This window comes from Limibacterium fermenti (genome assembly GCF_041902845.1).
Lineage (GTDB): Bacteria > Bacteroidota > Bacteroidia > Bacteroidales > Dysgonomonadaceae > Limibacterium > Limibacterium fermenti.
Genome location: NZ_CP159486.1, coordinates 3,143,194 through 3,168,266 on the forward strand (window position 1 = coordinate 3,143,194; position 25,073 = coordinate 3,168,266).

A 25,073-nucleotide genomic window follows, 5' to 3' on the forward strand; every position below is an offset into this window, starting at 1 on the left:
AAATAGATTGATATGATTCAAAACAGTTCGATAAATTCAGTGGGAGAAACGATACGGATATTTCCGAAAGGATCGAGTATCTGCAAATCATGGTCGCCGGTAACAATACACAAAGCTTTTGCCGCTACTGCCAATTCAAGCAGCATATTATCTTTCGGATCGCGACAGGCAACGATTTGTTCGACAGGAGTAACGAACACGATATTTTTTCGGATAGTTTCAATCAATTCGAGTCGTTGGCGGTATGCTTCAAAGTACCGGTCGAACTTCTTCCGAAAGATAACGAAAACAAATTCAATCAATGTTTGCGGCAACAAGGCTATTTGTCCTCTTTCAATAGCATGGTTGGTAGCGCTCGCTCTACTGCTTCAGCAGCCTCTTGTTTCATCCGGTGGAAAGCGCGATTCCATTTATCCGTCATGCCAGGCTTGACATCCAATATAATTTTATCCATACGAATCAATTTAATCACTCAACGATTCAAAGGTACTAAAAAAGATTTTATGATGATATATAAGAATATGACAAAATCAAACTTACAACAATACAGTCCTGATGCCCGGGTACATTCCATCAGCGCATCAGTACATCAACCAATTAGCACATTGACTTATTGGCTCATTTTCGCATTGGCTAATTGGCTCATTTTTTCTTCCTGCGACGAAACCGAAACGTATTTCCAAACCCTCGCCGACTTGCCGCAATTGGACTTAAGCGCCGGCCGCGCGTACGATGCAAGCTACGGAACAGGCGATACGCTGTTTATGTACGGCAAATTTCAACAACCGCAAAACCCGTTAACCGTCACGGTGGGCGAAACGGTTGCCGAAATCGTGAAGAACGAAAAATATGTGTACAACCAATCTTTCGGGGAGGATACCCTCGACAGGATAGGCATCCTTATCGTGGAGGAAATGGGGTTGGGCAAAAACCGGCCGGTAACGTTGAAGTCGGGCGAAAAGGAAATCATTTGCCCGTCCATCGAAATCACCGCCGCTTCGGCATCGTTGAAGCCGTATCTGGCTCAAAGGTTGAAGTTGACGGAAATACACAGCCCGGCTTCCGAACCCGTACTGCTCCACCTGAACAACGGCAAAGGGAGCATGTATTATTTCGACACGGAAACGCAAGCCTTTAACAAAATTAGCGCCGGCGGCGTGGAAACCGTAACCGATATGGGAAGTATACGCCTTGCCCTAGGGTCCGAAAAGTTCCAGGTGCATACGCTCTATGCCGGCGCGGTCGACCCGCAGGAGGAAAACCTGTACTTCTCGGTGCGCGCCCGTACGGGAACCAATTACCGCAGCTATTTTATCCGTTATCATATTCCGGATAAAACCGTCGCGCTGCTCAACTTGAAACCCAATGCCGGCGTGCGGCCTTCCGGCGCGTTTCAAAACGGCGACATACTGGGCGAGTTGCGTTTCACGGTCAACGAAGTGCAAGCCGACAGCAAGGGGAATGTGTTGATAGGCATCGGAAGTGAAAATGCCGCTCAAGCCGTTGTAACCGTCGGGCGGGCATACTTTAACTCAACACAAAACATCCTGACTTATCTGCACAACACCGATTTATTTACCGGAGGAGTCAATCCGTTACCGGGCAAACAGTCGGACGACGCCAAAAATGCCGTTATCAATCTGGAGGAAGGTTTGTTTTACACAGCCGCCTTCAACGCCAAAACCATTAAACAGTACAACCTTTTCAAAGGTAATTCGCTCGAAGAATACCGTTCCGCCACGCAAGACGCCAAAACCATCGGTTTCTTCGGCGAAGTAACGCTTCCTTCCTGGATGAGGGACGCAAACAGCGGCAACAGTATAAGCCTGCTTACTCTACCGGGAAAGAAGATTTTCATCTCGCTGAATACGTTGTTGGATTTTGATGCCGAACGTTTGATACGGTATGCTCCTTCGGTGGATACGTCAGGATACGAGTCCTCTAATGAACGGTATGATTTCCATGCCCTGAATTACGACGAAGAAGGGAATATCTATCTGTATTACAAACCCGGAAAGCAGTTTGTGAAAACGCAAATTGCAGAATCCGCATCAAACTGATTTTAAATATGAAAACGAATGATCTATTTCCGGCAGGCTTGTTCCTGTTATTGCTCCTGGCGGCCTGCGAGCCGGAAGCGGACATTATCAGTCCGCAGGCGGCCAATGTGAATTTTTACGACGCTACCGAAATGCTCGCCGCACAAGCCGCCGATGCCGGCGCCGGCGCATACGAGTTGCGTTTCCCTATACTGATCAATACGCAGGACAAGGACAGCGCCTCCATGTTTCCAACGTTTATTTATTCCAAATCGGGAGAAGGAAGCGGACAAGCCCCTTCCGGCGCGGGAAGCGTCCCGCACATGGAGGAAAAGGTGGCTTATTACCTCCGCCTTGCTGCGGGAAAAAACCGTTTCATTTTCTATTGCGACCCCTTGCCCTTCATTTCAAAAACGGCGGAGAGGGAACTACCGCCGCAAAGCAATACGCTCTTTTACCTGGCCGACAGCCTGCGCGACGACAACATCACGGACTATACCGTCGTGACGGCGGACGAGCGACTGGAATCGGAAAACCGGGAAAAGGTCAATTTCCGCTTCGTGCATCTCAGTCCGGATGCCGGAAAGATTACGTTGCGCTTTAAAAAGCGGGATGGCGGCTATGCAACCGCCGCGCCCGACGTTTCCGCTTCTTTTCCCGGATATACCGGTTACTTCGCCGTGGATACCACGGGGCTGGTCAACAACCGCAACAAGCTGCCGTTCGATGTATTAGACGAATCCGGCGGGGTGCTGCTTTCCTCTGCGCTCCATACCGGCGTGGGAGGAAATTACCATATTGTCCTGCGCGGTTTTATCGAAACACGGCAACTGAAATATCCCTATATGCGCCAATCCGACGGGAATATCCTCTATAAAAATATAACGATAAAACAGAATGTAAGAACCGCCATACGGCGGGTGTTTTAAAGCAGGAATCCGCTTATAAGCCTCTGAAAAGCGAACATCCTGATACGGATGATCCGGACAACAATAGTGGGACGCCACTGATGATACAAAATAAACAAGGCATTGCTCGCAAGTCTTGAAATAACTTCCGGCTTTGCAGGGGAAACGATCTTTGACATATTGGTTTACACATTTATAGAAAAAGATATTCGTGATTTTTGTGAATGTTGAAAAATCGCATTAACTTTGTTCAAGTTCAATAAAAAAACGACAAAAATGAAGACAGTTAAGATTACGGCTTATCCCGACGATGCTTCGCAAATAGAAGCCATCAAGGCTTTTATGAAAGCATTAAAGATCAGATATGATCTTACGAAGAACAACGAGCCTTATAACGAGGCATTTGTAAAAAAGATACAACAAGGCGATGAAGATTTAAAAAACGGCAAAGGCAGAACCGTAACGGTTGAAGAACTGGACAGTTTATGGAAATAATCTATCTTCCGCAAGCGGATGAAGATCTTGCCTACTGGATTAAAAACGGCAATAAAGCCATTCTCAAAAAAATAGCCGAACTCACAAAAGCGATCCTCGAAAATCCTTTTGAAGGAATCGGCAAACCCGAAGCGCTTAAATACAGTCTTGCTCCGAAATGGTCGAGAAGGATAACCTCGGAGCATCGTTACATTTATTTAGTCCGGGACGGGAAACTATTTGTCTATTCGCTCCGGGGACATTACGAAAACTTTTAAGGGGATTTCGCGTCAAGCGTGGAATGACAAAAGAATACATCGCGCCACGTACTGAATGACGTTCTTTTGTCACCCTGAAAATAAAAAACGTGTAAACCAATATTAAATGGTTTACACGTTTTTTTTGTGTCTGTGTAGAGGCGTAATGATTACGTTCATAAAATAAATAAGCGAAAAGCAATAAAACCCAAAGAAGCGTCATACGCTGCCAACGCTCCTAAGGGTTCACAAATAAATAAGGAGGCGGCAAAGTTAAATAAAAAAGTATTTCGTATGAAAAAAGTATGTATGTTAGTCATCCTGTTGCTCTCCGGCATGCTTGCCGCATATGGGCAGCAACAAACGGTGAATGTCCCCAACCCGGGAGGTTTGAAAGATTTGGTAACAGACCAAATTTCAGCAGCTACCGATCTGAAAGTAACCGGTAAATTGGATTACAGCGATTTTCAGGTTATCCAGGCCTTTACCAATCTGGTTTCGCTCGACTTATCGGGAGTAACTGAAATTGCAGAGTTTGTTGAAGTAGGAGAATGGATTGAAACTACTCATCCTGCCGGCAAGGTGCCCAACAGAGGTTTGAAAGGATTGGTTAAATTGACGACGCTGAAACTGCCTACACACTCATCCATTACAACCCTTGGGAGCATATTCGAGGGAACCAGTATTACAGCCATCGAATTCCCTTCCAATATTACGACAATTGGTGGCTATGCCTTTTCCGGTTCGGCTTTCGAAACCCTTACCATTCCCGCTACCGTAACTACATTAGAAGAAGGGGCTTTTGGAAATGCAAAAAATCTGGCCTCCGTAACTTTACACGATGGAATTACAGAACTTCCGGGATTTCTTTTTCAAAATTCATCTGCTTTGGAAGAAATCGTATGGCCCACAAACCTGAAAACCATCGGACGGGGCGCCTTTAATGGAACAGGCTTTGCCGAACTGGAAATTCCCAAAACCGTGGAAACGATCGGCCAATACGCTTTTGAGAATACCGAAAAGTTGGAATCGTTGACGTTTGAAGCAGGCAGCCGGTTGAAAACCATCGGGAAGAGAGCCTTTCAGTATTCAACCCTCCAACATATCGACATTCCGGAAGGCGTTACTGCAATCGGAGAAAGCGCTTTCAGTTGGAGCGGCTTGAAATCGTTTACGCTGCCCTCATCCCTGACGGTTTTGGAAAATTTCCTGTTTGCAAATAGTAAAGGATTGGAAGGGGTTGAATACACCTTACCTGCACACCTTACCAAAATAGGGAACAACGTGTTTGAAGACACCGGCCTCAAATTCGATGTGGTGGAGATTCCGGCTACTATTGTTTCCGTGGGCGCAAGGGCATTTGCCGGCACCACCATCAATACCTTTAAACTGCAACAAAATACAACCGAGTTCATCAATCCCGAATCCAGCGGAAATGCATACAAAGGCGGATTAAACGAAGCTACCGTAAACAAGGTGGATCTTTCGGGCAGGGAAAATCTTCCGGATTTCTTTTTCTGGCGCGCTACGGTCAATGAAATCGTTTACGGTGAGAACCTGAAAAGCATTGGCGAGGGCGCCTTTTCCGGCTCTAACATCAAAGAAGTGACGCTGCCGGCTACGGTAGAAAGTGTGGGTGGCGGCGTATTCTACGGTTTTCAGGGCGAAACCGTCGACATAAGTAAGATAAGCCTCAAAGAAATCGTTAATTCGAATCTTCCTTTTTTTAGTAGCAGTCAGGTAAAAACCATTAAGCTACCGGCCACCCTTGCTACCATTCCGTCCTATACTTTTTTTGATTCGCCCAATATTATTTCGTTGTATTTAGGCAACAGCACGCCGGCAACTTTGAAAGGAGAATTTTACGAAAATTTTTCGGAAGACATTAAGGATAAGGCGACGCTCTATGTGCCCAAAGGCAGTGAAGAAGCTTATCGTAAAGCGAATATATGGAAGGAGTTTGCGAAGATTGAGGGTTATTCCGATAAAGAAGCGCAAACCGTCAAAGATTTAGCCGACCGGTTGGCCGATGTGGAGGATGTAATCGAACTGCCCGCCAAAACCGACCAAGGGTTGGATGTTACGTATACGATCGAAGAGGGCAAGACGGATGTGGCGACCCTGAGCGGCAACAAACTGACCGTCACAGGTGCGGGAGAAGTGAAAGTCACCGCTACGCAGGCCGGTAACGACCAATATGCGGCCTTCAGCAAAACCATCACCATTGCCACGTCATTCGATTACTCATGGTTGCAAGCGCCGGCCATCTCGGTGGAAGGCAACACGGTGAAAGTTGTCGGAACCGACAAACCCGAAGAGTTTGAAATCACTATCGACGGTGTAAAAGGCTTCGACCTTTCCGGTAAAACCGGCGATGCCATCAAATTGGAAGCGACAAACGACACGCAGAAAATACGGCTGATTATTAAACGATGAAGTATGAGTTATGAAGCATGAACGATGAAGTATGAACGATGAAGTATGAATTATGAATGAAGTCAAAAGTCGAAGGTCTAAAGACCGGGTACTGGAGACCGGCAACATATAAGAAATTTACAAATTACAAATTACGAATTACGAATTACAAATTACAAATTACGAATGAAGTCGAAGACATCAGGAGTTAGAAGTCAGAAGTCAAAGGTCTAACGACCGGCGACATTAGACATTAGACATTAGACTTTAGACCTTCGACAATAAAACAAAAACGAAATGAAAAAAATACTCAACATTTTATTCATGGCAACCCTCATCCTCGGGTTTGCCTCGTGCAAAGACGATAACGACGAACCGGCGGCGAAACTTACGCTCGACACGACCACCGAAGTGGTATTGAAACCGGGGGAATCGAAAGTGGTAATGGTCAAAACCGGTAACCCCGAGTATAAAGCCGTACCTGCCGTCAACGGTGTGATAACCATCGAAGTAAAGAATGACGAAATAACCCTGACGGGGATAAAGGACGGCGGGGAAACGACCATCGCCGTGACCGATGCCAAAGGGCAAAGGGCGGAGATAAAAGTGAAGGTCGGCGTTCCGACAGTCGGCACCTTCGTTTGGGACATCTCTTCTGCGAAATTCGACGAAGCCGATCAGTACGGCATCACTCTTCTTCAGAGCGGACTCGCGGTAACCCAATTGTCGGGTGACAAGAAGCAGCAATATTACTTGTTGTGGACGGGCGGCCTGAGCGCAGGCGACAAGACGGGCGGCAAGTTGTATGTGGTGGATTCGAAAACGAAAGATGCCAAGCCTATCGACCTGACCTCTGTAAAGGTTTCGGAAACGAAAACGGCCGGCACGTTCTACATCGCTTTCAGCGACGGTACCAAGAACGGCGACGTGGTGTTCGTAAAATAAAAAGATCCGGGGGCAGCTCCGAACGACACCCTTGGTAAAACACACATCCTGCAGGCGGTTTGTTCTGCCTGCGGGAACGAGAAAAAGGTATGAATGATGAAGGCTGAAAGATGAATTACTACTCACTATTCGACTTAAACATTTGACATTTTTAAACTGGAGACCGGTGACCTATGACCTATCATTCATACTTCATAACTCATACTTCATAATTCAATACAACGTGCGGGGAATAGACAGAAAAAAACATAAACAGCTCATGGTACGGCTCAAACAACTCCGGTCGTTGACACACGGCAGAGAGGAGAAGCGCCGTATCGACAATGAGATAACCAGGCTCAGCAGAATCTACCGGAAATATGAAACCTATGTGGACGGTTTGCTCTCGCAATCCGAACTTTATGATTCCTATTACCGCGAGATATTGCCCGACGCCACCAAAGAGTTGCGCCGGCTACATAAGATGAAGAGAAAACAGACAATGTAGTTACCGGGGCATCGCTTGGATGGAAAGAGAATATCGTTAAGCGCTTATCCGTGATAAAAATATCTTCCGCCACGGTAACAATACCGGCACGGCTTTCCGATACGACTCCGGGAAAATAAAAGAGGATGGAAAACCGCTCAAAAATGTTCCAAAGGACGATGAAAATGGTTCAACGGAGGATAAAAACGATAGAGGGTACTTCAAAAATGATAGCCGGCACCTCTAAAATGACAAAAAGAAAGTAAAAAACGATAAACTGTACATCAAAAATACTTACCGGTAGCTCCGAAATGATAAAAGGGAGGGAGGAAATGCCGGAAGGGAGGTAAAAAACACTTTCGAGAATGTTAAAAACAAGGGAATAGTTGTTTTTTTGATTTAAATCGACTTTCTTTGCAATCAAAATAAAAGACAAAATATGCATTTACTTTCTAACGGATATTGGTGGCGCTACTTACAACTCCTAACGGTCGTAAGGAAAGCAGTCATGTCTTAACGGAAAGTACACATCGGTATATAAGAAAGCCTGTCGCACCTGCGGCGGGCTTTTTTCGTTTTCAGCAATCATTAAAACCATTCTATATATGCAAAATTTTACAGTCAATCAAAGAGGCTACTATGGCGAGTTCGGCGGCGCCTTCGTGCCCGAAATCCTTCACCGGTGCGTGACGGACTTACAGGAGTCGTATCTGCCGATTATCGAGAGCGAGAGTTTCCGCAACGAGTTTCATGCCTTGTTGCGCGACTATGCGGGACGCCCTTCGCCCCTCTATTTGTCGAAGTATCTCTCCGCGAAACACCGTTGCACCGTGTATCTGAAGCGTGAAGACTTGAACCACACCGGGGCGCATAAAATCAATAATACTCTCGGGCAGATCCTTATCGCCCGAAGGATGAATAAACACCGTATCATCGCCGAGACGGGCGCCGGGCAGCACGGCGTGGCCACCGCCACTGTGTGCGCCCTCATGCAGATGCCTTGCACCGTGTACATGGGACAGACCGATGTGCAACGCCAACAGCCTAATGTAAAAAAGATGGAAATGCTGGGAGCCGAAGTCATTCCCGTCACTTCCGGCAACCAAACGCTGAAAGACGCCACCAACGAAGCCATCCGAGACTGGTGCAGCCATCCCGATGACACCTACTACATCATCGGATCGACCATCGGCCCGCATCCCTACCCCGACATGGTCGCGCGCCTGCAATCGGTCATCAGCAAAGAGATTCGTCAACAACTCGCCGGCAAGGAGCCACGAGATTATCCCGATTATCTCATCGCCTGTGTGGGCGGGGGAAGCAACGCAGCCGGAACGGTATACGAATATCTCGACGACACGCGCGTAAAGATTATCCTGGCCGAAGCCGCGGGGAAGGGCATCGATACGGGATACTCGGCCGCTACCATCCGCCTCGGCAAGCCCGGCATATTACACGGATGCCGTACGCTGTTGATGCAAACCGATGACGGGCAGATCACCGAACCCTACTCCATTTCGGCAGGGCTCGATTATCCCGGCGTGGGGCCCATCCATGCGTATCTGGCGTCGCAACACAGGGCCGACGTCATCGCGATCACCGACGACGAAGCGCTCGAAGCCGCTTTCGAGCTCACCCGTAAGGAAGGCATCATTCCCGCGCTCGAATCGGCGCACGCCCTTGCAGCGCTCAACAAAAACACCTTCGCGCCTTCCGATATCATTGTTCTCACCGTTTCCGGACGGGGCGACAAGGACATGGAGACCTATATCAACTATTCGCAAACAACTCATCAGCAAAAACAATCGATATGAAATTCAAGTTACACACGCACACCCGCCGGTTACTCGGCGACCTGCACACGCCGGTCAGCATTTATCTGAAAGTGCGGGACGCTTTTCCCGAATCGGCGCTGCTCGAAAGTTCCGATTTTCATGCCCGAGACAACAGCACGTCGTATGTGGCGCTCAATCCCATCGCTTCCGTCGAAGTAAACCGGGGCGCCGCCACGATGCGTTTTCCCGACGGAAGCCTGCTCCACGAAAAACTTCGCGACCGCTATTCCATTACCGATGCCCTGGCCGGATTTATCGGGCATTTCGATGTGGAAGGGGATGAAAAAGAGGCTTGCGGCCTTTTCGGGTATACCACCTTCAACTGTGTGCGATATACCGAGAATATCGCCGTAAAGGAAAGCCGCCCCGACCGCAACGATGCGCCCGACATGCTATATATCTTGTACAAATACCTGATCGTTTTCGACCATTTCACCGATCGCATCACCCTCATCGAATTGCTGCGAGAAGGCGAAGAGAGCCGTTTGCACGAAGTCGAATCGCTCGTGAACCTGCGAAACTTCGCTTCGTTCAACTTCTTTGCCGAAGGCGACGAATACAGTACCATCACCGACAATCAATTCAAAGAATACGTACGACTGGGCAGACAACATTGCCTGCGTGGCGACGTGTTCCAGATCGTTCTTTCCCGCCGGTTTGTCCAGCATTTTTCGGGCGATGACTTCAAAGTGTACCGGGCGCTGCGCTCCGTAAATCCGTCGCCGTATTTATTTTATTTCGACTTCGGAGGATACCGTATCTTCGGCTCTTCCCCCGAAACGCATTGTAAGATTAAAGGGAAAGCCATCAGCATCGACCCCATCGCCGGCACCACCAAACGCACGGGCAATCCCGTCGAAGACCGGAAGGCGGTCGACTTCCTGCTGAAGGATCCCAAAGAGAACGCCGAGCATGTCATGCTGGTCGATCTGGCGCGCAACGATATCAGCCGCCATGCACACGGCGTGAAGGTCGAGTTCTATAAAGAACCGCAGTTCTACTCGCATGTCATCCACCTTGTTTCACGGGTGAGCGGCACGCTCGACGAGGGAGCCGATCCCATCCGGGCTTTCTTCGACACCTTCCCCGCCGGCACATTATCCGGAGCTCCGAAAGTAAGGGCGATGCAACTGATTTCCGAAATAGAGGAGCACAATCGCGGAGCCTACGGCGGATGCATCGGCTTTATCGGATTGAACGGCGACCTCAATCAGGCCATTACGATACGCACTTTCGTCAGCCGCAACAACGAACTATGGTATCAGGCGGGCGCGGGAATCGTGTCCAAAAGTGAGGAAGAATACGAATTGCAGGAAGTAAACAGCAAGCTCGGCGCCTTGAAAAAAGCCATCGACCTGGCTGCGTCTTTATATCACGTTTAAAACGGATTGAAATGAAAAAAATTCTCGTCCTCGACAACTACGATTCCTTTACGTATAATCTGGTTCATGCGATAAAGGCCTTAGGATATACCGAAGTCGATGTCATCCGGAACGACCGCATCGATCTCGACCGTGTGGAACAGTATGATAAGATCATTCTGTCGCCCGGTCCGGGCATCCCCGAAGAAGCCGGCCTTCTCTTGCCTCTTATACGGCGTTACGCGCCTGCAAAAAGCATGTTGGGCGTTTGCCTGGGGCATCAGGCCATCGCCGAGGCCTTCGGAGGGACACTCGTCAACCTGTCCGACGTCTTTCACGGCGTACAAATTCCCGCGGAAATCGTTGCCGACGATCCGATTTTCAGGGGTCTGCCCCGCATCATACCGGTCGGACGGTATCACTCATGGATTGTTTCCCGCAACGGCTTCCCCGCCCATCTCGAAATCACCGCAATCGATGATGCCGGCTCGATTATGGCTTTTAAACACCGTACGCTCGACATTCACGGCGTACAGTTTCATCCCGAATCGGTCTTGACGCCTAACGGATTAACCATTATACGAAACTTCTTAATGATGAGTTATGAGTTATGAACTATGAACTATGAGCTATGAGTTAATTAGCAAATTAGCAAATTAGCAAATTAGCTGATGACCGACAACTTTCAACTGTACTGTAAACTCCTAATAATTATATGAAAGAAATACTTTATAAACTATTCGACTATCACTATCTTTCGCGAGAAGAAGCGAAAGACATTCTTTTCCAAATTGTGCAGGGCACGATTCCCGAAGCGCAGGTATCCGCCTTGATCACCTGCTTCCTGATGCGCCGTATTTCGGTAGAAGAAATCATGGGCTTCCGCGATGCGCTGCTCGATATGCGCGTGCCCACCGACCTTTCGGAATACCGACCCATCGATATCGTCGGCACAGGAGGCGACGGGAAGAACACCTTCAATATATCCACGCTGTCTTGCTTTGTAGTAGCAGGCGCGGGGTATCCGGTGGTAAAACACGGCAACTACGGCTCGACGTCCGTCAGCGGGGCAAGCAACGTGATGGAATTGCAAGGGGTGAAGTTCACCACCGATATAGATGCCCTGCGCAAGAGCATCGAAGCGTGCGGGATGGCGTATTTGCATGCCCCGCTGTTCAGTCCCGCTTTGAAAGAAGTGGCCGGAGTACGCCGCAACCTCGGCGTGCGCAGCTTCTTTAATGTACTGGGCCCGTTAGTCAATCCCGTACAGCCCGAATACCAGTTACTGGGAGTATACGACCTTTCGATGATGCGCTTGTACAGCTATATCTATCAGGAAAGCAAGAAGAGATATTGTGTGGTTCACAGTCTTGACGGATATGATGAGATCTCCCTTACCGGGCGGTTTAAGGTCGTATCGAATAAGGGGGAACAGCTTTTCCGCCCGGGGGATTTGGGTTTCCGGGAAAACAAACAGAAGGAATTGTACGGAGGCGATACGCCCGAAGAGGCGGCGCGGTTGTTCAACAAGGTGCTTGAATGCGAAGCCACGGAAGCGCAACTGAATGTGGTATTGGCTAATTCGGCTTTCGCCATTCAAACCATTGTTCCCGACCGATCGATCGAGGATTGTCTGGAAACCGCCCGCGATTCGCTATATGGCAAAAAGGCCTTGAAAACATTTAAAAAATTTATCGAACTCAATAGGCCGTAAACTGTAAACGATAATTTGTCTGACAGATGAAAAGGATAAATGATGAATTAATTAGCAAATTAGCAAATTAGCATATTAGCAAATTAGCATATTAGCTGATAGCTGCCGACATTAGACATTAGACCGGTGACTGATGACTGGTGACCGGAGACCGGTGACCGGTGACTGGAGACCAAAAAAAAAGATTTCTCCGTGTAACAACTATAAACTGTAAACTACCATTCGTTATATGAAAGATATTTTAAACGATATTATCGCCCACAAAAAAGTGGAGGTGGAGCAGGCTAAAAAAGCCCGCCCGCTGTCGTCCCTCGTTCGTTCCGTAGAAGAAGGGACCTTTGAAGTGAAATCATTGAAAGAGGCCCTGGTGAGTTCCCCGACGGGAATTATTTCGGAATTCAAACGCCGCTCGCCCAGCAAGGGCTGGATAAGGCAAACGGCCGATGCGGTAACGATTGCCAAAGGTTATCAGGACAACGGGGCGAGCGCCCTGTCGGTGCTCACCGACGAGAAGTTTTTCGGAGGTACGCGGCAAGATCTCCACGCAGCGGCACAGGCGATATCCATTCCCATCCTTCGCAAAGACTTCATTATAGATGAATACCAACTCTATGAAGCGAAGTTGTCGGGCGCCCATGCCGTCTTACTCATTGCCGCGGCGCTCTCTCCCACCCGATGCAAAAAACTGACCGAAGTCGCCCGCGATCTCGAATTGGAGGTATTGTTGGAGTTGCACGACGAGCGTGAAATAGCGTATATCACCCCGCTCAACACGCTTATCGGAATCAATAACCGTAATCTCGGATCGTTTCACACCGACGTGCGTAAATCATTCGACATGACCCGGCGGTTACCTTCGGACGCGGTTTGGGTTTCCGAAAGCGGCATTTCTTCGCCGGCCACGGTCAAAGAATTACGCGATGCCGGCTATAAGGGATTCCTTATCGGTGAAAGGTTTATGAAAGAAGACGATCCGGGCGCTTCATTGGGTCGTTTTATGAAAAGCATCCCGGCATGAAACCACAAATCATTAAAGTATGCGGCATGCGCGATGCGGAAAACATCCGGGCTATAGACGAACTGGACGTGGACTGGATCGGATTCATTTTTTATCCTTCCTCGCCGCGATATGCCGGCAAGTTCGTGCCTCCCCTTCCCGCGAAGGCCAAACGCGTAGGCGTTTTCGTCAACGAAGAGACTGCCACGTTGCGCGAAACAGCCCGGCGAAACAGTATCGACATCCTTCAACTTCATGGCGATGAAACGCCCGACGATTGCCGTTCTCTTCGCGGCGACGGCTTTAAGGTGATAAAAGCTTTTTCCGTCTCGCGTGAAGACGCCTCCTTTCCCGCAGGCCTGGTGAAACGCTACGACAACAGTTGCGACTATTTCCTGTTCGATACCTATACCGCAGCGTATGGCGGATCGGGACAGTCCTTTCAGTGGGAAACCCTTCATTCGTATTCAGGCAATACTCCTTTTTTACTCAGCGGAGGAATTTCCCCGACAGATCTATCCCGCATCCGCGAATTCCATCATCCGGCATGCGTGGGTATCGACCTCAACAGCCGTTTCGAAACACGGCCGGGACTCAAAGACATCGAATTACTACAACACTTTATTCAAGAAATCAGAAAATGAACAGAATCGATCAATTATTCAACGAAAAGAATAGCGGAATCCTGTCGGTTTACTTTACGGCCGGCTACCCACATCTTCATGACACGACCGAAATCATCCGGGCCTTACAACAACACGGCGCCGATATGCTTGAAATCGGCATTCCTTTCAGCGATCCGATGGCCGACGGGCCGGTCATTCAGCAATCGAGCGCAGAGGCGTTGAAAAACGGCATGAGCGTGAAACATTTGTTCGGGCAACTATCCGGAATCCGCAAGAAGGTGCATATTCCGTTGATTTTAATGGGTTACCTGAACCCTATCATGCAATATGGCTTCGATAACTTTTGCCGCGATGCGGCACAATGCGGTATCGACGGACTCATTATTCCCGACTTGCCTTTCGCCGAATATCGCGAATCGTACAAACCCGTCGCAGAGAAATACGGATTGCATACCATCATGCTCATTACTCCCGAAACCTCGGAAGAACGCATCCGGCTCATTGACGAACATACCGGAGGGTTTATTTACATGGTATCGTCGGCTTCGGTGACGGGCGTGAAAGACACTTTCGACGATGCGACCCTCGCTTATTTCCGCCGGGTGAATGCGATGCGATTACGTCATCCGAGGCTGACCGGCTTCGGCATTTCCAACAAAACGACTTTCGACGCCGCTTGCCGGTATTCCTCCGGCGCCATCATCGGAAGCAAGTTCGTCCGCTTATTGGAAAACGGAAACTCCCCCGACAGGGCGGCTGAAAAGCTAATCGAAGCATTGAAGTAGACAAAAAAATAACCGGATACACTCTTCACAGGGTTTATCCGGTTCTTGGAAAATCAAAAAGTCATATAAGAAATAGAACTAATTCAAAGTAAGTTTTTTCAATTTATTAATAGTATTCATCCGATGTGATGACCGGTATGGAAGCATTATCCGACATATTCGCCAATGCCGCTTGATTATACCGGTATACCACCTCGTAATTTTTTTCTTCCGCCCAATCCTTCACTTTTACCGAAATAACAACCGAATCGACATCAGTCCGTTGCAACGGTTTCAAGTTGAAACTGACAAAGCCTCTGTACAATTTGGAGCTGGCGCTATTATAGGCATTATGCCTGAACTCCAGGTCGACTCCATTCAAGGTGGCTTCGGAAGAGAGGGTATTCTTTACCATATTGACCGCATGGGGTTTCTCGCCTTTGCCGTAATTAAAGAAAAAGTCGACATTCAGGTAGTCACCTCCAACCCAGATATCATGTATTTGTATAGGATCATTTCCGATACTGTCGGCATTTTCCTCATTTAACTCAATCACTTGCTTGGTAAGGATGTTCCAAATATCATTTATTTTCACATAATAATCATATCCGTCTTTCGCATCCGACAAAATCGTATAATTCACCACTACCCGCTGTTCGCTCCCCGGCATATAACGGATGTCGGAATGAACGGGAAGCAACCGTTTCCCATTATCCAGAACGATGTGATACCCATTTGCACCGGTTGGCTCGACCGTTGCGATACTTACCACAAAATCTCCCAACGAATATTTACTGTTATCATCACACGAAGAAAAGTAAGCCAACAATGCGGCCAAACAAATTCCTATTACGACATACGCTTTCTTCATAGATCCCAATAATTATATTGAATAAATGATTGCTTTTATCTAATAGATGAAAAGTCGAAAAAAACGCTGCACAAAAGACAGACAAAACGGATAATTTAACCCTAATTAACCATTCGGGTAAAGTTTCGCAATGAGATCCGGTCGATGTATCCTTTTTAATTTCTGTATAATAGAAGTTTTATTCCGTTTTTCATACCAAAAGAAAAATTGGCGTTGCGCATTTTTCTGTTCCTTTGTTTTGGCGGTGTACATCGGCTTAAGAGTGTACGGATGGTAGCCGGTATAATAGATTTCAGTAGCTAAGGTCATGGGCGAAGGCGTAAAATCCTGCACTTGCTCCAACCGGAAATCAAGATTTTTTGTGATGGCGGCCAAGTCGGCCATATCCTCATCGGTACAACCGGGATGAGAAGATATAAAATAAGGGATTAGTTGTTGATTGAGTCCGTGTTGCTTATTTTCTTCATCGAAAATCCGCTTGAATTGATAAAATTGATGAAACGAAGGTTTTCTCATCACGTTCAGCGTTTCGTCCGAAGTATGTTCGGGCGCCACCTTTAATCTTCCCGACACATGATGGACAATCAACTCGTGCATATACTCCCGGGCCGATTGGTCAATCTTCGGATCGTTGCTCGTATGCAATAACATATCGTAGCGGATTCCGCTTCCGATGAAAGATTTTTTCACTCCCGGCAAAGCGTCGACCGAACGATAGATATCCAGCAACGGTGCGTGATCGGTACTCAGGTTCGGACAAATCTTCGGAAAGATACACGAAGGCCTCTTACATTTCTCACAAAGCGAGGTTTCTTTGCCTGCCATGCGGTACATATTGGCCGAGGGGCCTCCCAAATCACTGATATAGCCCTTAAAGTCGGGCATTTCCGTAATCTTTTCCACCTCTTTGAGGATAGAGTCTTTCGATCGCGACGATATAAACTTGCCCTGATGAGCCGAAATCGTACAAAACGCGCATCCGCCGAAACAGCCCCGATGCAAGGTAACCGAAAACTTAATCATTTCGTAGGCGGGAATATGTTTGTCCTTGTACTTCGGATGCGGTAAACGCGTATAAGGCAAATCGAACGAGGAATCGATCTCCGTTTCCGTCATGGGAGGGAACGGAGGATTGACCACCAACGTCTGATCGTCTACATTCTGCAAAAGCCGCGCCGCATGCAAGCGGTTCGATTGTTCTTCTACGATTCGGAAGTTTTTCGCTTGCTTCAGTTTATCATTCAGGCACTCCTCATGCGAAAAAAGGCGGATATCTTCTTGAAAGATGCTCGCCGGAATTTGTTGAGGTGCGGTCAAAAAAGCGGTTTGAGGAATATCCTGCAATTCACGCATCGATTTACCCTTCTGCATTTCCTCCACCAATCGATGAAGCGGCTGTTCGCCCATCCCGTAAATCAACAAGTCGGCGTGCGTATCGGCGAGAATGGTTTTAAAAAGCCGGTCATCCCAATAATCGTAATGGGTAACGCGCCTCAGAGAAGCCTCCACTCCGCCAATCAGTACGGGAATCTGCGGATACAGGTCCTTTAAAATGCGGCAATAAACGGTCATCGCCCGGTCGGGACGCATATCGCTGCGTCCGTCGGGCGTATACGCATCATCGGAACGACGGCGTTTATTGGCGGTGTAATGATTGATCATCGAATCCATCACACCGGCGGTGACGGCAAAAAACATCCGAGGCGTACCCAGCTTCTTGAAATCACGCAAATCGTCACGCCAGTTGGGCTGTGAAACAATCGCCACACGAAGGCCTAACCGCTCCAACAAGCGCCCGATGACCGCCGTTCCGAACGACGGATGGTCGATATAGGCATCTCCCGAGAATAGGATCACATCCAGATAATCCCATCCTCGGAGTTCGACTTCCTTTTTCGTCGTAGGGAGCCAGTCGGTAAGTTGCAATGGCCGCTTATTCATTTTTCCTATCTATTTCAGAGCACGAACTTACGTAAAAATCGGCAATCCTGCAACTTCATCCGGAACTCAGGCATCCTGCTTGGCTTGCTCCGTTAATTCATTTGCACGCTGTACCGCCAAATGAATGTTCGAACAAATATTTTCTTCACCGATAATGACCGGAATATCGGATTTATGCAATTTTGTACGCACATAATCATTCACACCCGATAAAATGACCGTAATTTTTTCCTTTCTCGAGTTTTTACAAAACGTTTCCAGATTGTTTAATCCGGTAGAATCGATAAAAGGAACTTTCCTCATCCGAATGATGCGGATATTCGGTTTATTGGCTATCTCCCGCATCAATTCATCGAACTTGTTCGCCACTCCGAAGAAAAACGGCCCGTTGATTTCATACACTTCCACCCCTTTGGGCAATGTGAGCACTTCGTCTTCATAATGATCGGAATGCGACTCCAGTTCTTTCGACATGTCGACCTTACCCGTCGTCACAGAGATCTGCGTACTTTCCGACATGCGCTTCAAGAAAGCAAACACGGCCAGTAAAAGCCCGACCTCGATGGCAATGGTCAAATCGAACACAACGGTCAGGATAAAGGTCGTCAATAAAATCGCCAATGTGGAGTAGGACTGTTTGGTAAGCGATACGAAAATCCGCCATTCACTCATATTATAAGCGACCACGACCAACACCCCGGCCAGGCAAGCCATCGGAATATGGCGCGTCAGATCGCCCAAGAACAGCAATATCAGCAATAATACCACGGCATGAATGATTCCCGCGACAGGTGTTTTACCCCCGTTATTGATATTGGTCATGGTGCGGGCAATCGCTCCGGTAGCGGGTATCCCGCCGAAGAAAGGCGTGACGATATTCGCCACCCCTTGCGCCACCAACTCCATATTGGAGTTATGCCTGTCGCCCGTCGCGCCATCGGCGACCATGGCAGACAATAAGGACTCTATCGCCCCCAGCATGGCAATGGTAAAGGCCGAAGGAAAAAGAAGGCGGATACTTTCCAAGTTAAACCCGATAGGCTCAGCCGCGGGAAGATGGTTATCAATATTAAACCGATCACCGATTGTTTCGATCCCCTCGATTCCCCATTGCGTTCTCATAAAATACACCACGACCGTCATGACGACAATCGCGACCAACGATCCCGGAATTCTCCGCGTCATCTTGGGGGTTAAGAAGATGAGAACAACGCTGATAATGCCGATGGCCGCCGCCCATCCGTTAATCGTATGAAAATTGGAGAGATAGACTTGCCACTTACTGATAAAATCGGAAGGAACACGATCGATGCTTAGCCCGAAGATATCTTTGATTTGAGTAGAGAAAATAGTCAGGGCGATGCCGCTTGTAAATCCGACGACAATCGGATACGGAATGAACTTAATCACCGTCCCGAGTTTCATAAAACCCATCGCCAACAACATGATCCCCGCCAAAACCGTAGCGATGGCAAGCCCGGAAACGCCGAACTTCTCGACGATACCGTACACAATGACGATGAAAGCCCCGGTAGGGCCTCCGATCTGGAAGTTACTCCCGCCCAAAAGCGAGATTAGAAAGCCGGCTATAATCGCCGTCACAATCCCTTTTTCGGGAGCCACTCCCGAAGAAATACCGAATGCTATGGCTAAAGGAAGAGCCACAATACCCACAATCAAGCCGGACATCAGATCCGACAAGAATTTTTCTTTATTATACGTCTTAAGGGAAACGAAAAGTGCGGGCTGAAAATCCTTTAAAAATTTTATTCTCATTAATCACTTCAAAAAAGAAGCGCAAAAGTACGACTAATTTAACGAAGAAAAAAATATATCCTTTCCCCTCATCCAGAATAAGAGCAATTAAGAAACTGTTTTGAATTTTCCGAATGATATGATTTTGTTTAACCGGTAGACGGGACACTTATCAAATGACCCCTTGCTCGGCCAATACACAGGCCCTCTCCGTCATCCGATCATTGCCGTAAGGATCGTACCTCTCTTTGAGGCTATTTCCAAAGAGGCTCGCAAACAAATTGTAAGACCAGGCTTTGGCGCTCCCCATAAACGCATCGATAATATGATAGGAAGAAGAATGCGTTTCCCGATCGACTAACTTCATCAGCAACTGTCCTTGAGAACGGGTCAATTTTTTCATTTTAGGCATATACACCTCGAATAAGTGTTTTTCCATTGCCTCAAGATGCTTCTGACGCGCCTTATCATCGGGAAGCGTTTCCATATACTCATAAGTCTCAATAATAATACCGGCAATCTCTTTGGCATAAGGAAGGGTTTTTTTCACATCGCGCATCAGCTTGGTGTATTTTACCTGCTCCTTATTATTACGGAAATGAACCGGAGAATATTTAACAAAATCATGCAGATACATGCAAGCCACCGTATCGCCGTCGATCAATTCGGCCGGAAACACGTTGGGCATCATGTACACGGAATTGCCCGATGCTCCGGACTCCGAATAGATGTTCGCCGCATAGTATTGCTGCGCTTTTGCCGCCATGGCGAAAAGCAACCAACAAATAAATATCAATGAGTGGACACACTTTTTCATAACAGGAACAAAGATAAAATCATTGTTTTACTCGTGTGTAAAAAAACGAGTTAAGTCTCGTTAATTACACGCCCTGTTTTTCGGCCCGTAAGTGAATAATTCGCAAAAAGTCTTTTCCCGGAGGCGCCGCTGAGGGCGGTTTTACCGAAAGCGTCACCCCAAACGACATCCTGATACGTCAATAAATCCCGCCCGACAGTCGTTTTTTCACTAAATTGATTTATCTTTGACTCCATAAACTATAAAGAAAATGAACTATTATCATTTAGGTGAACTCATCCATAAGCAAGCGCAAGAATATACTTATAAAACGGCACTGAAATATCAACCGTCCGGAACGAAGTGGCATACGATGTCGTGGGAAACATTCTCCGCTAAAATAATGAAAACTGCCCAGGCAATGGCTGAAATAGGAATCAAACCGCACGATAATATCGGCGTTTACTCTCAAAATATGGAGAAATACCTGATGACCGATTTCGGCGGATATGCCAACAGGGCGGTAATGGTTCCGATGTATGCCACCGCTTCGCCTTTGCAAGTGAAATATATTACCGAGGATGCCAAAATCCAAATTTTATTTGTAGGAGAGCAATTCCAGTATAATAATGCTTTCAAAGTGCAAAAAGAAAGTCCGGTATTACAAAAGCTTATCATCTTCGACCGCAGCGTGGTTCTCAATCCGGAAGACCGCACGTCGATTTATTTCGACGACTTCATTACGACGGGGGATAACTCCGATTCGTTAGCGCAAGTGCATTCCCGGCTAAAACAACTGAAAGAGTCCGATGCGGCCACGATCATTTACACCTCCGGAACCACCGGAGAGCCCAAAGGGGTCGTGCTCACCCATACCAATTATATACAAGCCTTTAGAATACACGACAAACGGCTCATCCGTTTATCGGACAAAGATCTCTCGATGTGCTTTCTGCCTCTAACCCACGTATTCGAAAAGACCTGGACCTATTATTGCCTGCACAGAGGCATTCCGGTGGCGATCAACCAAGATCCGAGCAAAATCCAAACGGCATTAAAACAAGTCCGCCCCACGTTGATGAGTAATGTTCCTCGTTTCTGGGAAAAAGTATACATCGGCATCCGGGAACGCATCGACAATTCTACCGGCATCATTAAATGGCTGTTCGATGATTGCGTAAAAACAGGACGGAAACATAACCTGATGTTTAAAAATGAAGGAAAAAGGCCTCCATTAGGCAACAGAATCAAGTTTTTCCTTTATCAATACACCGTTTTTTATCTTATTAAACATATCGTCGGGATTAACCGGGGCAACTTTTTTCCCGTTGCCGGCGCTCCGCTGTCGGATACCATCAATGAGTTCATGCAATGTATCGATGTGCATTTGATTTACGGTTACGGGCTTTCGGAAACCACCGCTACGGTTACCTGCTTTCCACAAGACGGATTCCGCATCGGCACGGTGGGAAAAGTGATGCCTGAGGTAGACGTGAAGATCGGCGAAAACAATGAAATCCTCGTGAAAGGGAAAACCGTGATGCAAGGATATTATAATAAACCCGAAGAAACCCGTAACGCCTTTACCGACGACGGGTATTTCAAAACGGGGGATGCGGGTTATCTGAACGAGGACAATACGCTTGTGCTCACCGACCGTATCAAGGACATGTACAAGACATCGAACGGAAAATATATCGCTCCGCAAATGATCGAAACGCGCATCATGGAAGATTCGTATATCGATCAGGTCGCCGTCATCGGAAACGAACGGAAATTCGTCAGCGCCTTGATTATCCCCAATTATGAGGCGTTGAAGGCTTATGCCGACAAACATGAAATTCCTTACGATTCCATCCCACAGCTTACGGCCAACAAGCACATAAACGACTTTATTTTCGGACGAATCGAACTCTTGCAGGCTCAATTTACGTCCTACGAAAAAATCAAACGGATCACCGTGCTTCCCGAACCGTTTACCATTCAGTCAGGGGAACTGACCGACACCCTCAAATTAAGGCGAAAAGTGATTTTGGAAAAATATGCCGACGCCATCGATAAGATGTACCGGGAGTGAGAGATAAAGCGTCCCGATACAATTGGCAAAATAGTTTTTATTCACTACCTTTGCAGCGTTTTTTAAAAGAATAAAAATGGATTATAATTTCGAAGAAATAGAAAAACGCTGGCAGCAATACTGGACGGAGAATCAGACGTATCGGGTAACCGAAAATTCGACGAAACCGAAGTTTTATGTGTTGGACATGTTCCCTTACCCCTCGGGAGCCGGGCTACACGTAGGGCATCCCCTCGGATACATTGCCTCGGATATCTATTCGAGATTTAAACGCTTGCAAGGCTATAACGTGCTTCACCCCATGGGCTACGATGCGTATGGCCTTCCCGCAGAGCAATATGCCATCCAAACCGGACAACATCCGGCTATAACCACGCAAAAAAACATTGCCCGGTATCGCGAACAGCTCGATAAAATCGGTTTCTCTTACGATTGGAGCCGCGAGATCCGCACCAGCGATCCGGAATATTATAAATGGACCCAATGGGCTTTCCTGCAAATGTTCAAGTCGTATTACGATTTTGACACCAATCGGGCAGCGCCTATCGATCGACTTATCGCACATTTTGAACAGCAGGGTACGGAAGGAATCCATGCCGCTTGCTCGGAAGAACGCGGGTTCACAGCCGATGAATGGAAGGCGAAAAGTGAAAAAGACCGGCAGGATGTGTTGATGAACTACCGTATCGCTTATTTGGGCGATACGATGGTAAACTGGTGCGCGGCCTTAGGGACGGTACTGGCAAACGACGAAGTCATCAACGGGTTGTCGCAACGCGGAGGATATCCGGTTGAGCAGAAGAGAATGCGTCAGTGGTGCCTGCGGGTATCGGCCTACGCCCAACGGTTGCTGGACGGGTTGGAGACGATCGATTGGACCGACTCGCTGAAGGAAACGCAGAAGAACTGGATCGGCCGTTCGGAAGGTGCCGTCATGCACTTTAAAGCACAGAACAATATACGCTTCGATATCTTCACCACCCGTGCCGATACCATTTTCGGCGTCACATTCATGGTGCTTGCTCCCGAAAGCGATTTAACCTTGCTGCTGACCTCCGAAGAGCAGCTCCCGGCCGTACAGGAATATCTGGAAAAAACCAAAAAAAGAACCGAACGCGAACGCATATCGGAGAAAACCGTGAGCGGGGTCTTTTCGGGATCGTATGCCTTGCATCCGTTTACGGGCGAGAAACTGCCCATCTGGATTTCGGACTATGTATTGGCCGGATACGGAACGGGAGCGATCATGGCCGTGCCGGCTCATGACAGCCGCGACTATGCGTTTGCCAAACATTTCGACCTGCCCATTATCCCGTTGATTGAAGGATGCGACGTTTCGCAAGAAAGCTTCGACGCGAAAGACGGCGTGATGATCAATTCCGGTTTCCTCAACGGCAAAACCGTAAAAGAAGCCATCCCCGCCGCCATCGACGAGGTGGAGCAAAAAGGCCTGGGATACCGACAAATCAACTATCGCCTGCGCGACGCCATCTTTTCACGCCAACGCTATTGGGGCGAACCGTTCCCCATCTATTATAAAGACGGCATAGCCTACCCTCTCGAGGAGAGCAAGCTGCCCCTCGAACTGCCCGAAGTGGACAAATATCTTCCTACCGAAGCGGGAGATCCTCCGTTGGGACGCGCTAAAAACTGGCATACGGAAGAAGGCTATCCTTTCGAACTATCGACGATGCCGGGCTTTGCCGGTTCATCCGCCTATTACCTGCGCTACATGGATCCGCACAACCCGAAGGCATTGGTTTCGAAACATGCCGATGAATACTGGAGAAATGTCGATTTGTATATCGGAGGAACGGAACATGCCACGGGACATCTTATATATAGCCGGTTCTGGAATAAATTCCTCTTCGACTTAGGCGTTTCCTGCGAACAGGAGCCCTTCAAAAAGCTGGTGAATCAAGGCATGATTCAGGGGCGGAGCAATTTCGTGTACCGCATCAACCATACGCAGACCTTTGTTTCTTACAACTTAAAAGATCAATACGAAACGAGTCCGCTGCATGTCGATGTCAATATCGTGCACAACGATCTCCTCGATATAGAAGCATTCCGCAATTGGAATCCCGAATATAAAAAGGCGGAATTCATACTGGAGGACGGAAAGTATGTCTGTGGATGGGCGATCGAAAAAATGTCCAAATCGATGTTCAACGTAGTGAATCCCGATGACATTATCGAGAAATACGGCGCCGACACGTTGCGTTTGTACGAAATGTTCCTCGGGCCTTTGGAACAGTCCAAACCCTGGGATACCAACGGGATCGACGGGGTGCATCGCTTCTTGCGGAAACTGTGGAATCTGTTTTTCGACGGTGAGAAGTGGCGGGTGTCGGACGAAGAGCCGTCGAAAGACGAGTTGCGCGCTCTCCATAAACTGATAAAAAAAGTAACGACGGATATCGAACAGTTTTCGTTCAACACTTCTGTGTCTGCTTTTATGATTTGCGTAAATGAATTATCGCAATTACGATGCAATAAGAAAGCAATTTTAAGCGACCTGTTGGTCTGCCTCGCCCCGTTTGCCCCGCACATCGCAGAAGAACTGTGGCACAGGTTGGGTAACGAAGGAACGATTTTCGACACCGCATTCCCGAAATTCCGGGAAGACTATTTGCAGGAAGAAACCTTCTCCTACTCGATCTCTTTCAATGGCAGGACACGCTTTACGCTGGATTTCCCAGCCGATGCCGGCCGCGAAGCAATCGAAAAAGCCGTATTGGAACACGTCAAGTCCGAACGATGGTTGGAAGGGAAAACGCCGAAAAAAATAATCATCGTTCCGAAAAAGATTGTCAATATCGTCATCTAAGT

23 protein-coding genes are annotated in these 25,073 nt (G+C 47.8%); 16 read left to right on the forward strand and 7 right to left on the reverse strand.

Annotated elements, in window-relative coordinates; genetic code table 11:
* Window positions 1-17 precede the first annotated feature (17 nt).
* Both ABNK31_RS13630 and ABNK31_RS13635 read right to left on the reverse strand, forming a co-directional pair.
* Window positions 18-302 (reverse strand): putative toxin-antitoxin system toxin component, PIN family, encoded by a 285-nt coding sequence (locus ABNK31_RS13630; RefSeq protein ID WP_418893043.1) that lies wholly within the window; start codon window positions 300-302, stop codon window positions 18-20.
* A gap of 17 nt (window positions 303-319) precedes the next feature.
* Complete coding sequence (locus ABNK31_RS13635) at window positions 320-454, reverse strand: hypothetical protein (RefSeq protein ID WP_418893044.1); 135 nt, start codon at window positions 452-454, stop codon at window positions 320-322.
* A 67-nt stretch (window positions 455-521) separates the two neighbouring features.
* On the opposite strand from ABNK31_RS13635, the gene ABNK31_RS13640 reads away from it, so the two are divergent.
* The 14 genes from ABNK31_RS13640 to trpA all read left to right on the forward strand — a co-directional run bounded on the left by ABNK31_RS13640 (window position 522) and on the right by trpA (window position 14,822).
* A complete protein-coding gene (locus ABNK31_RS13640) occupies window positions 522-2,060 on the forward strand; it encodes a hypothetical protein (protein ID WP_418893045.1) in 1,539 nt (512 codons plus the stop codon).
* A gap of 8 nt (window positions 2,061-2,068) precedes the next feature.
* The gene (locus tag ABNK31_RS13645) at window positions 2,069-2,968 is read left to right on the forward strand and encodes a hypothetical protein (protein WP_418893046.1); all 900 of its coding nucleotides are present in this window, start codon (window positions 2,069-2,071) and stop codon (window positions 2,966-2,968) included.
* Between the two features lie 255 nt (window positions 2,969-3,223).
* Entirely contained in the window at window positions 3,224-3,442 is a 219-nt protein-coding gene (locus ABNK31_RS13650) for a DUF2683 family protein (RefSeq protein ID WP_418893047.1), read from the forward strand.
* Window positions 3,433-3,699 carry a Txe/YoeB family addiction module toxin gene (locus ABNK31_RS13655; RefSeq protein ID WP_418893048.1) on the forward strand — a complete coding sequence of 89 codons (267 nt, stop codon included), beginning with the start codon at window positions 3,433-3,435 and terminating at the stop codon, window positions 3,697-3,699. The genes ABNK31_RS13650 and ABNK31_RS13655 overlap by 10 nt, the downstream gene beginning before the upstream one ends.
* Window positions 3,700-3,972: 273 nt before the next feature.
* Window positions 3,973-6,114 (forward strand): leucine-rich repeat domain-containing protein, encoded by a 2,142-nt coding sequence (locus tag ABNK31_RS13660; RefSeq protein WP_418893049.1) that lies wholly within the window; start codon window positions 3,973-3,975, stop codon window positions 6,112-6,114.
* A 276-nt stretch (window positions 6,115-6,390) separates the two neighbouring features.
* The gene (locus ABNK31_RS13665; RefSeq protein WP_418893050.1) at window positions 6,391-7,038 is read left to right on the forward strand and encodes a hypothetical protein; all 648 of its coding nucleotides are present in this window, start codon (window positions 6,391-6,393) and stop codon (window positions 7,036-7,038) included.
* Between the two features lie 259 nt (window positions 7,039-7,297).
* On the forward strand, window positions 7,298-7,525 hold the full coding sequence (locus ABNK31_RS13670; protein WP_418893051.1) for a hypothetical protein: 228 nt from the start codon (window positions 7,298-7,300) through the stop codon (window positions 7,523-7,525).
* Between the two features lie 584 nt (window positions 7,526-8,109).
* Window positions 8,110-9,318, forward strand: coding sequence for a tryptophan synthase subunit beta (gene trpB, locus ABNK31_RS13675; RefSeq protein ID WP_418893052.1), 1,209 nt, complete (start codon window positions 8,110-8,112; stop codon window positions 9,316-9,318).
* Window positions 9,315-10,721: an anthranilate synthase component I family protein gene (locus tag ABNK31_RS13680; RefSeq protein ID WP_418893053.1), complete on the forward strand. Its 1,407-nt coding sequence runs from the start codon at window positions 9,315-9,317 to the stop codon at window positions 10,719-10,721. Before trpB ends, ABNK31_RS13680 begins: the two co-directional genes overlap by 4 nt.
* An 11-nt stretch (window positions 10,722-10,732) precedes the next feature.
* Window positions 10,733-11,314, forward strand: coding sequence for an anthranilate synthase component II (locus ABNK31_RS13685; protein ID WP_418893054.1), 582 nt, complete (start codon window positions 10,733-10,735; stop codon window positions 11,312-11,314).
* A gap of 101 nt (window positions 11,315-11,415) precedes the next feature.
* Window positions 11,416-12,414: an anthranilate phosphoribosyltransferase gene (gene trpD, locus ABNK31_RS13690; RefSeq protein ID WP_418893055.1), complete on the forward strand. Its 999-nt coding sequence runs from the start codon at window positions 11,416-11,418 to the stop codon at window positions 12,412-12,414.
* A 229-nt stretch (window positions 12,415-12,643) separates the two neighbouring features.
* A complete protein-coding gene (trpC, locus tag ABNK31_RS13695; RefSeq protein ID WP_418893056.1) occupies window positions 12,644-13,432 on the forward strand; it encodes an indole-3-glycerol phosphate synthase TrpC in 789 nt (262 codons plus the stop codon).
* Window positions 13,429-14,055, forward strand: coding sequence for a phosphoribosylanthranilate isomerase (locus ABNK31_RS13700; RefSeq protein WP_418893057.1), 627 nt, complete (start codon window positions 13,429-13,431; stop codon window positions 14,053-14,055). The genes trpC and ABNK31_RS13700 overlap by 4 nt, the downstream gene beginning before the upstream one ends.
* On the forward strand, window positions 14,052-14,822 hold the full coding sequence (gene trpA / locus ABNK31_RS13705; protein ID WP_418893058.1) for a tryptophan synthase subunit alpha: 771 nt from the start codon (window positions 14,052-14,054) through the stop codon (window positions 14,820-14,822). The genes ABNK31_RS13700 and trpA overlap by 4 nt, the downstream gene beginning before the upstream one ends.
* 106 nt (window positions 14,823-14,928) lie before the next feature.
* Here the strand turns inward: trpA and ABNK31_RS13710 are convergent, their stop codons facing one another.
* The 5 genes from ABNK31_RS13710 to ABNK31_RS13730 form a co-directional block, all read right to left on the reverse strand.
* Complete coding sequence (locus ABNK31_RS13710) at window positions 14,929-15,672, reverse strand: NigD-like protein (protein ID WP_418893059.1); 744 nt, start codon at window positions 15,670-15,672, stop codon at window positions 14,929-14,931.
* 105 nt (window positions 15,673-15,777) lie between these two features.
* Window positions 15,778-17,613, reverse strand: a complete 1,836-nt coding sequence (locus ABNK31_RS13715; protein WP_418893060.1) for a YgiQ family radical SAM protein — start codon at window positions 17,611-17,613, stop codon at window positions 15,778-15,780.
* A gap of 66 nt (window positions 17,614-17,679) precedes the next feature.
* Window positions 17,680-19,389: a SulP family inorganic anion transporter gene (locus tag ABNK31_RS13720; RefSeq protein ID WP_418893061.1), complete on the reverse strand. Its 1,710-nt coding sequence runs from the start codon at window positions 19,387-19,389 to the stop codon at window positions 17,680-17,682.
* Window positions 19,390-19,540: 151 nt separating this feature from the next.
* Window positions 19,541-20,185: a DUF4294 domain-containing protein gene (locus ABNK31_RS13725; RefSeq protein ID WP_418893062.1), complete on the reverse strand. Its 645-nt coding sequence runs from the start codon at window positions 20,183-20,185 to the stop codon at window positions 19,541-19,543.
* A 50-nt stretch (window positions 20,186-20,235) separates the two neighbouring features.
* Window positions 20,236-20,421, reverse strand: coding sequence for a hypothetical protein (locus tag ABNK31_RS13730; RefSeq protein ID WP_418893063.1), 186 nt, complete (start codon window positions 20,419-20,421; stop codon window positions 20,236-20,238).
* 14 nt (window positions 20,422-20,435) lie between these two features.
* Here ABNK31_RS13730 and ABNK31_RS13735 point away from each other — a divergent pair, with 14 nt between their 5' ends.
* Complete coding sequence (locus ABNK31_RS13735; RefSeq protein ID WP_418893064.1) at window positions 20,436-22,241, forward strand: AMP-dependent synthetase/ligase; 1,806 nt, start codon at window positions 20,436-20,438, stop codon at window positions 22,239-22,241.
* 76 nt (window positions 22,242-22,317) lie between these two features.
* Window positions 22,318-25,071, forward strand: coding sequence for a leucine--tRNA ligase (gene leuS, locus ABNK31_RS13740; protein ID WP_418893065.1), 2,754 nt, complete (start codon window positions 22,318-22,320; stop codon window positions 25,069-25,071).
* Window positions 25,072-25,073: the final 2 nt, after the last annotated feature.

Excerpts from the sequence above, each read along its gene's own strand:
- leuS (WP_418893065.1), top strand. The coding sequence starts at position 22,318 with ATGGATTATAATTTCGAAGAAATAGAAAAACGCTGGCAGCAATACTGG.
- trpC (WP_418893056.1), top strand. The coding sequence starts at position 12,644 with ATGAAAGATATTTTAAACGATATTATCGCCCACAAAAAAGTGGAGGTG.
- trpA (WP_418893058.1), top strand. The coding sequence starts at position 14,052 with ATGAACAGAATCGATCAATTATTCAACGAAAAGAATAGCGGAATCCTG.
- ABNK31_RS13660 (WP_418893049.1), top strand. The coding sequence starts at position 3,973 with ATGAAAAAAGTATGTATGTTAGTCATCCTGTTGCTCTCCGGCATGCTT.
- ABNK31_RS13730 (WP_418893063.1), bottom strand. The coding sequence starts at position 20,421 with ATGGAGTCAAAGATAAATCAATTTAGTGAAAAAACGACTGTCGGGCGG.
- ABNK31_RS13710 (WP_418893059.1), bottom strand. The coding sequence starts at position 15,672 with ATGAAGAAAGCGTATGTCGTAATAGGAATTTGTTTGGCCGCATTGTTG.
- ABNK31_RS13725 (WP_418893062.1), bottom strand. The coding sequence starts at position 20,185 with ATGAAAAAGTGTGTCCACTCATTGATATTTATTTGTTGGTTGCTTTTC.
- ABNK31_RS13715 (WP_418893060.1), bottom strand. The coding sequence starts at position 17,613 with ATGAATAAGCGGCCATTGCAACTTACCGACTGGCTCCCTACGACGAAA.
- ABNK31_RS13665 (WP_418893050.1), top strand. The coding sequence starts at position 6,391 with ATGAAAAAAATACTCAACATTTTATTCATGGCAACCCTCATCCTCGGG.
- ABNK31_RS13640 (WP_418893045.1), top strand. The coding sequence starts at position 522 with ATGACAAAATCAAACTTACAACAATACAGTCCTGATGCCCGGGTACAT.
- ABNK31_RS13645 (WP_418893046.1), top strand. The coding sequence starts at position 2,069 with ATGAAAACGAATGATCTATTTCCGGCAGGCTTGTTCCTGTTATTGCTC.
- ABNK31_RS13655 (WP_418893048.1), top strand. The coding sequence starts at position 3,433 with ATGGAAATAATCTATCTTCCGCAAGCGGATGAAGATCTTGCCTACTGG.
- ABNK31_RS13685 (WP_418893054.1), top strand. The coding sequence starts at position 10,733 with ATGAAAAAAATTCTCGTCCTCGACAACTACGATTCCTTTACGTATAAT.
- ABNK31_RS13700 (WP_418893057.1), top strand. The coding sequence starts at position 13,429 with ATGAAACCACAAATCATTAAAGTATGCGGCATGCGCGATGCGGAAAAC.
- ABNK31_RS13680 (WP_418893053.1), top strand. The coding sequence starts at position 9,315 with ATGAAATTCAAGTTACACACGCACACCCGCCGGTTACTCGGCGACCTG.
- ABNK31_RS13650 (WP_418893047.1), top strand. The coding sequence starts at position 3,224 with ATGAAGACAGTTAAGATTACGGCTTATCCCGACGATGCTTCGCAAATA.
- ABNK31_RS13670 (WP_418893051.1), top strand. The coding sequence starts at position 7,298 with ATGGTACGGCTCAAACAACTCCGGTCGTTGACACACGGCAGAGAGGAG.
- ABNK31_RS13635 (WP_418893044.1), bottom strand. The coding sequence starts at position 454 with ATGGATAAAATTATATTGGATGTCAAGCCTGGCATGACGGATAAATGG.
- ABNK31_RS13720 (WP_418893061.1), bottom strand. The coding sequence starts at position 19,389 with ATGAGAATAAAATTTTTAAAGGATTTTCAGCCCGCACTTTTCGTTTCC.
- trpD (WP_418893055.1), top strand. The coding sequence starts at position 11,416 with ATGAAAGAAATACTTTATAAACTATTCGACTATCACTATCTTTCGCGA.
- ABNK31_RS13735 (WP_418893064.1), top strand. The coding sequence starts at position 20,436 with ATGAACTATTATCATTTAGGTGAACTCATCCATAAGCAAGCGCAAGAA.
- trpB (WP_418893052.1), top strand. The coding sequence starts at position 8,110 with ATGCAAAATTTTACAGTCAATCAAAGAGGCTACTATGGCGAGTTCGGC.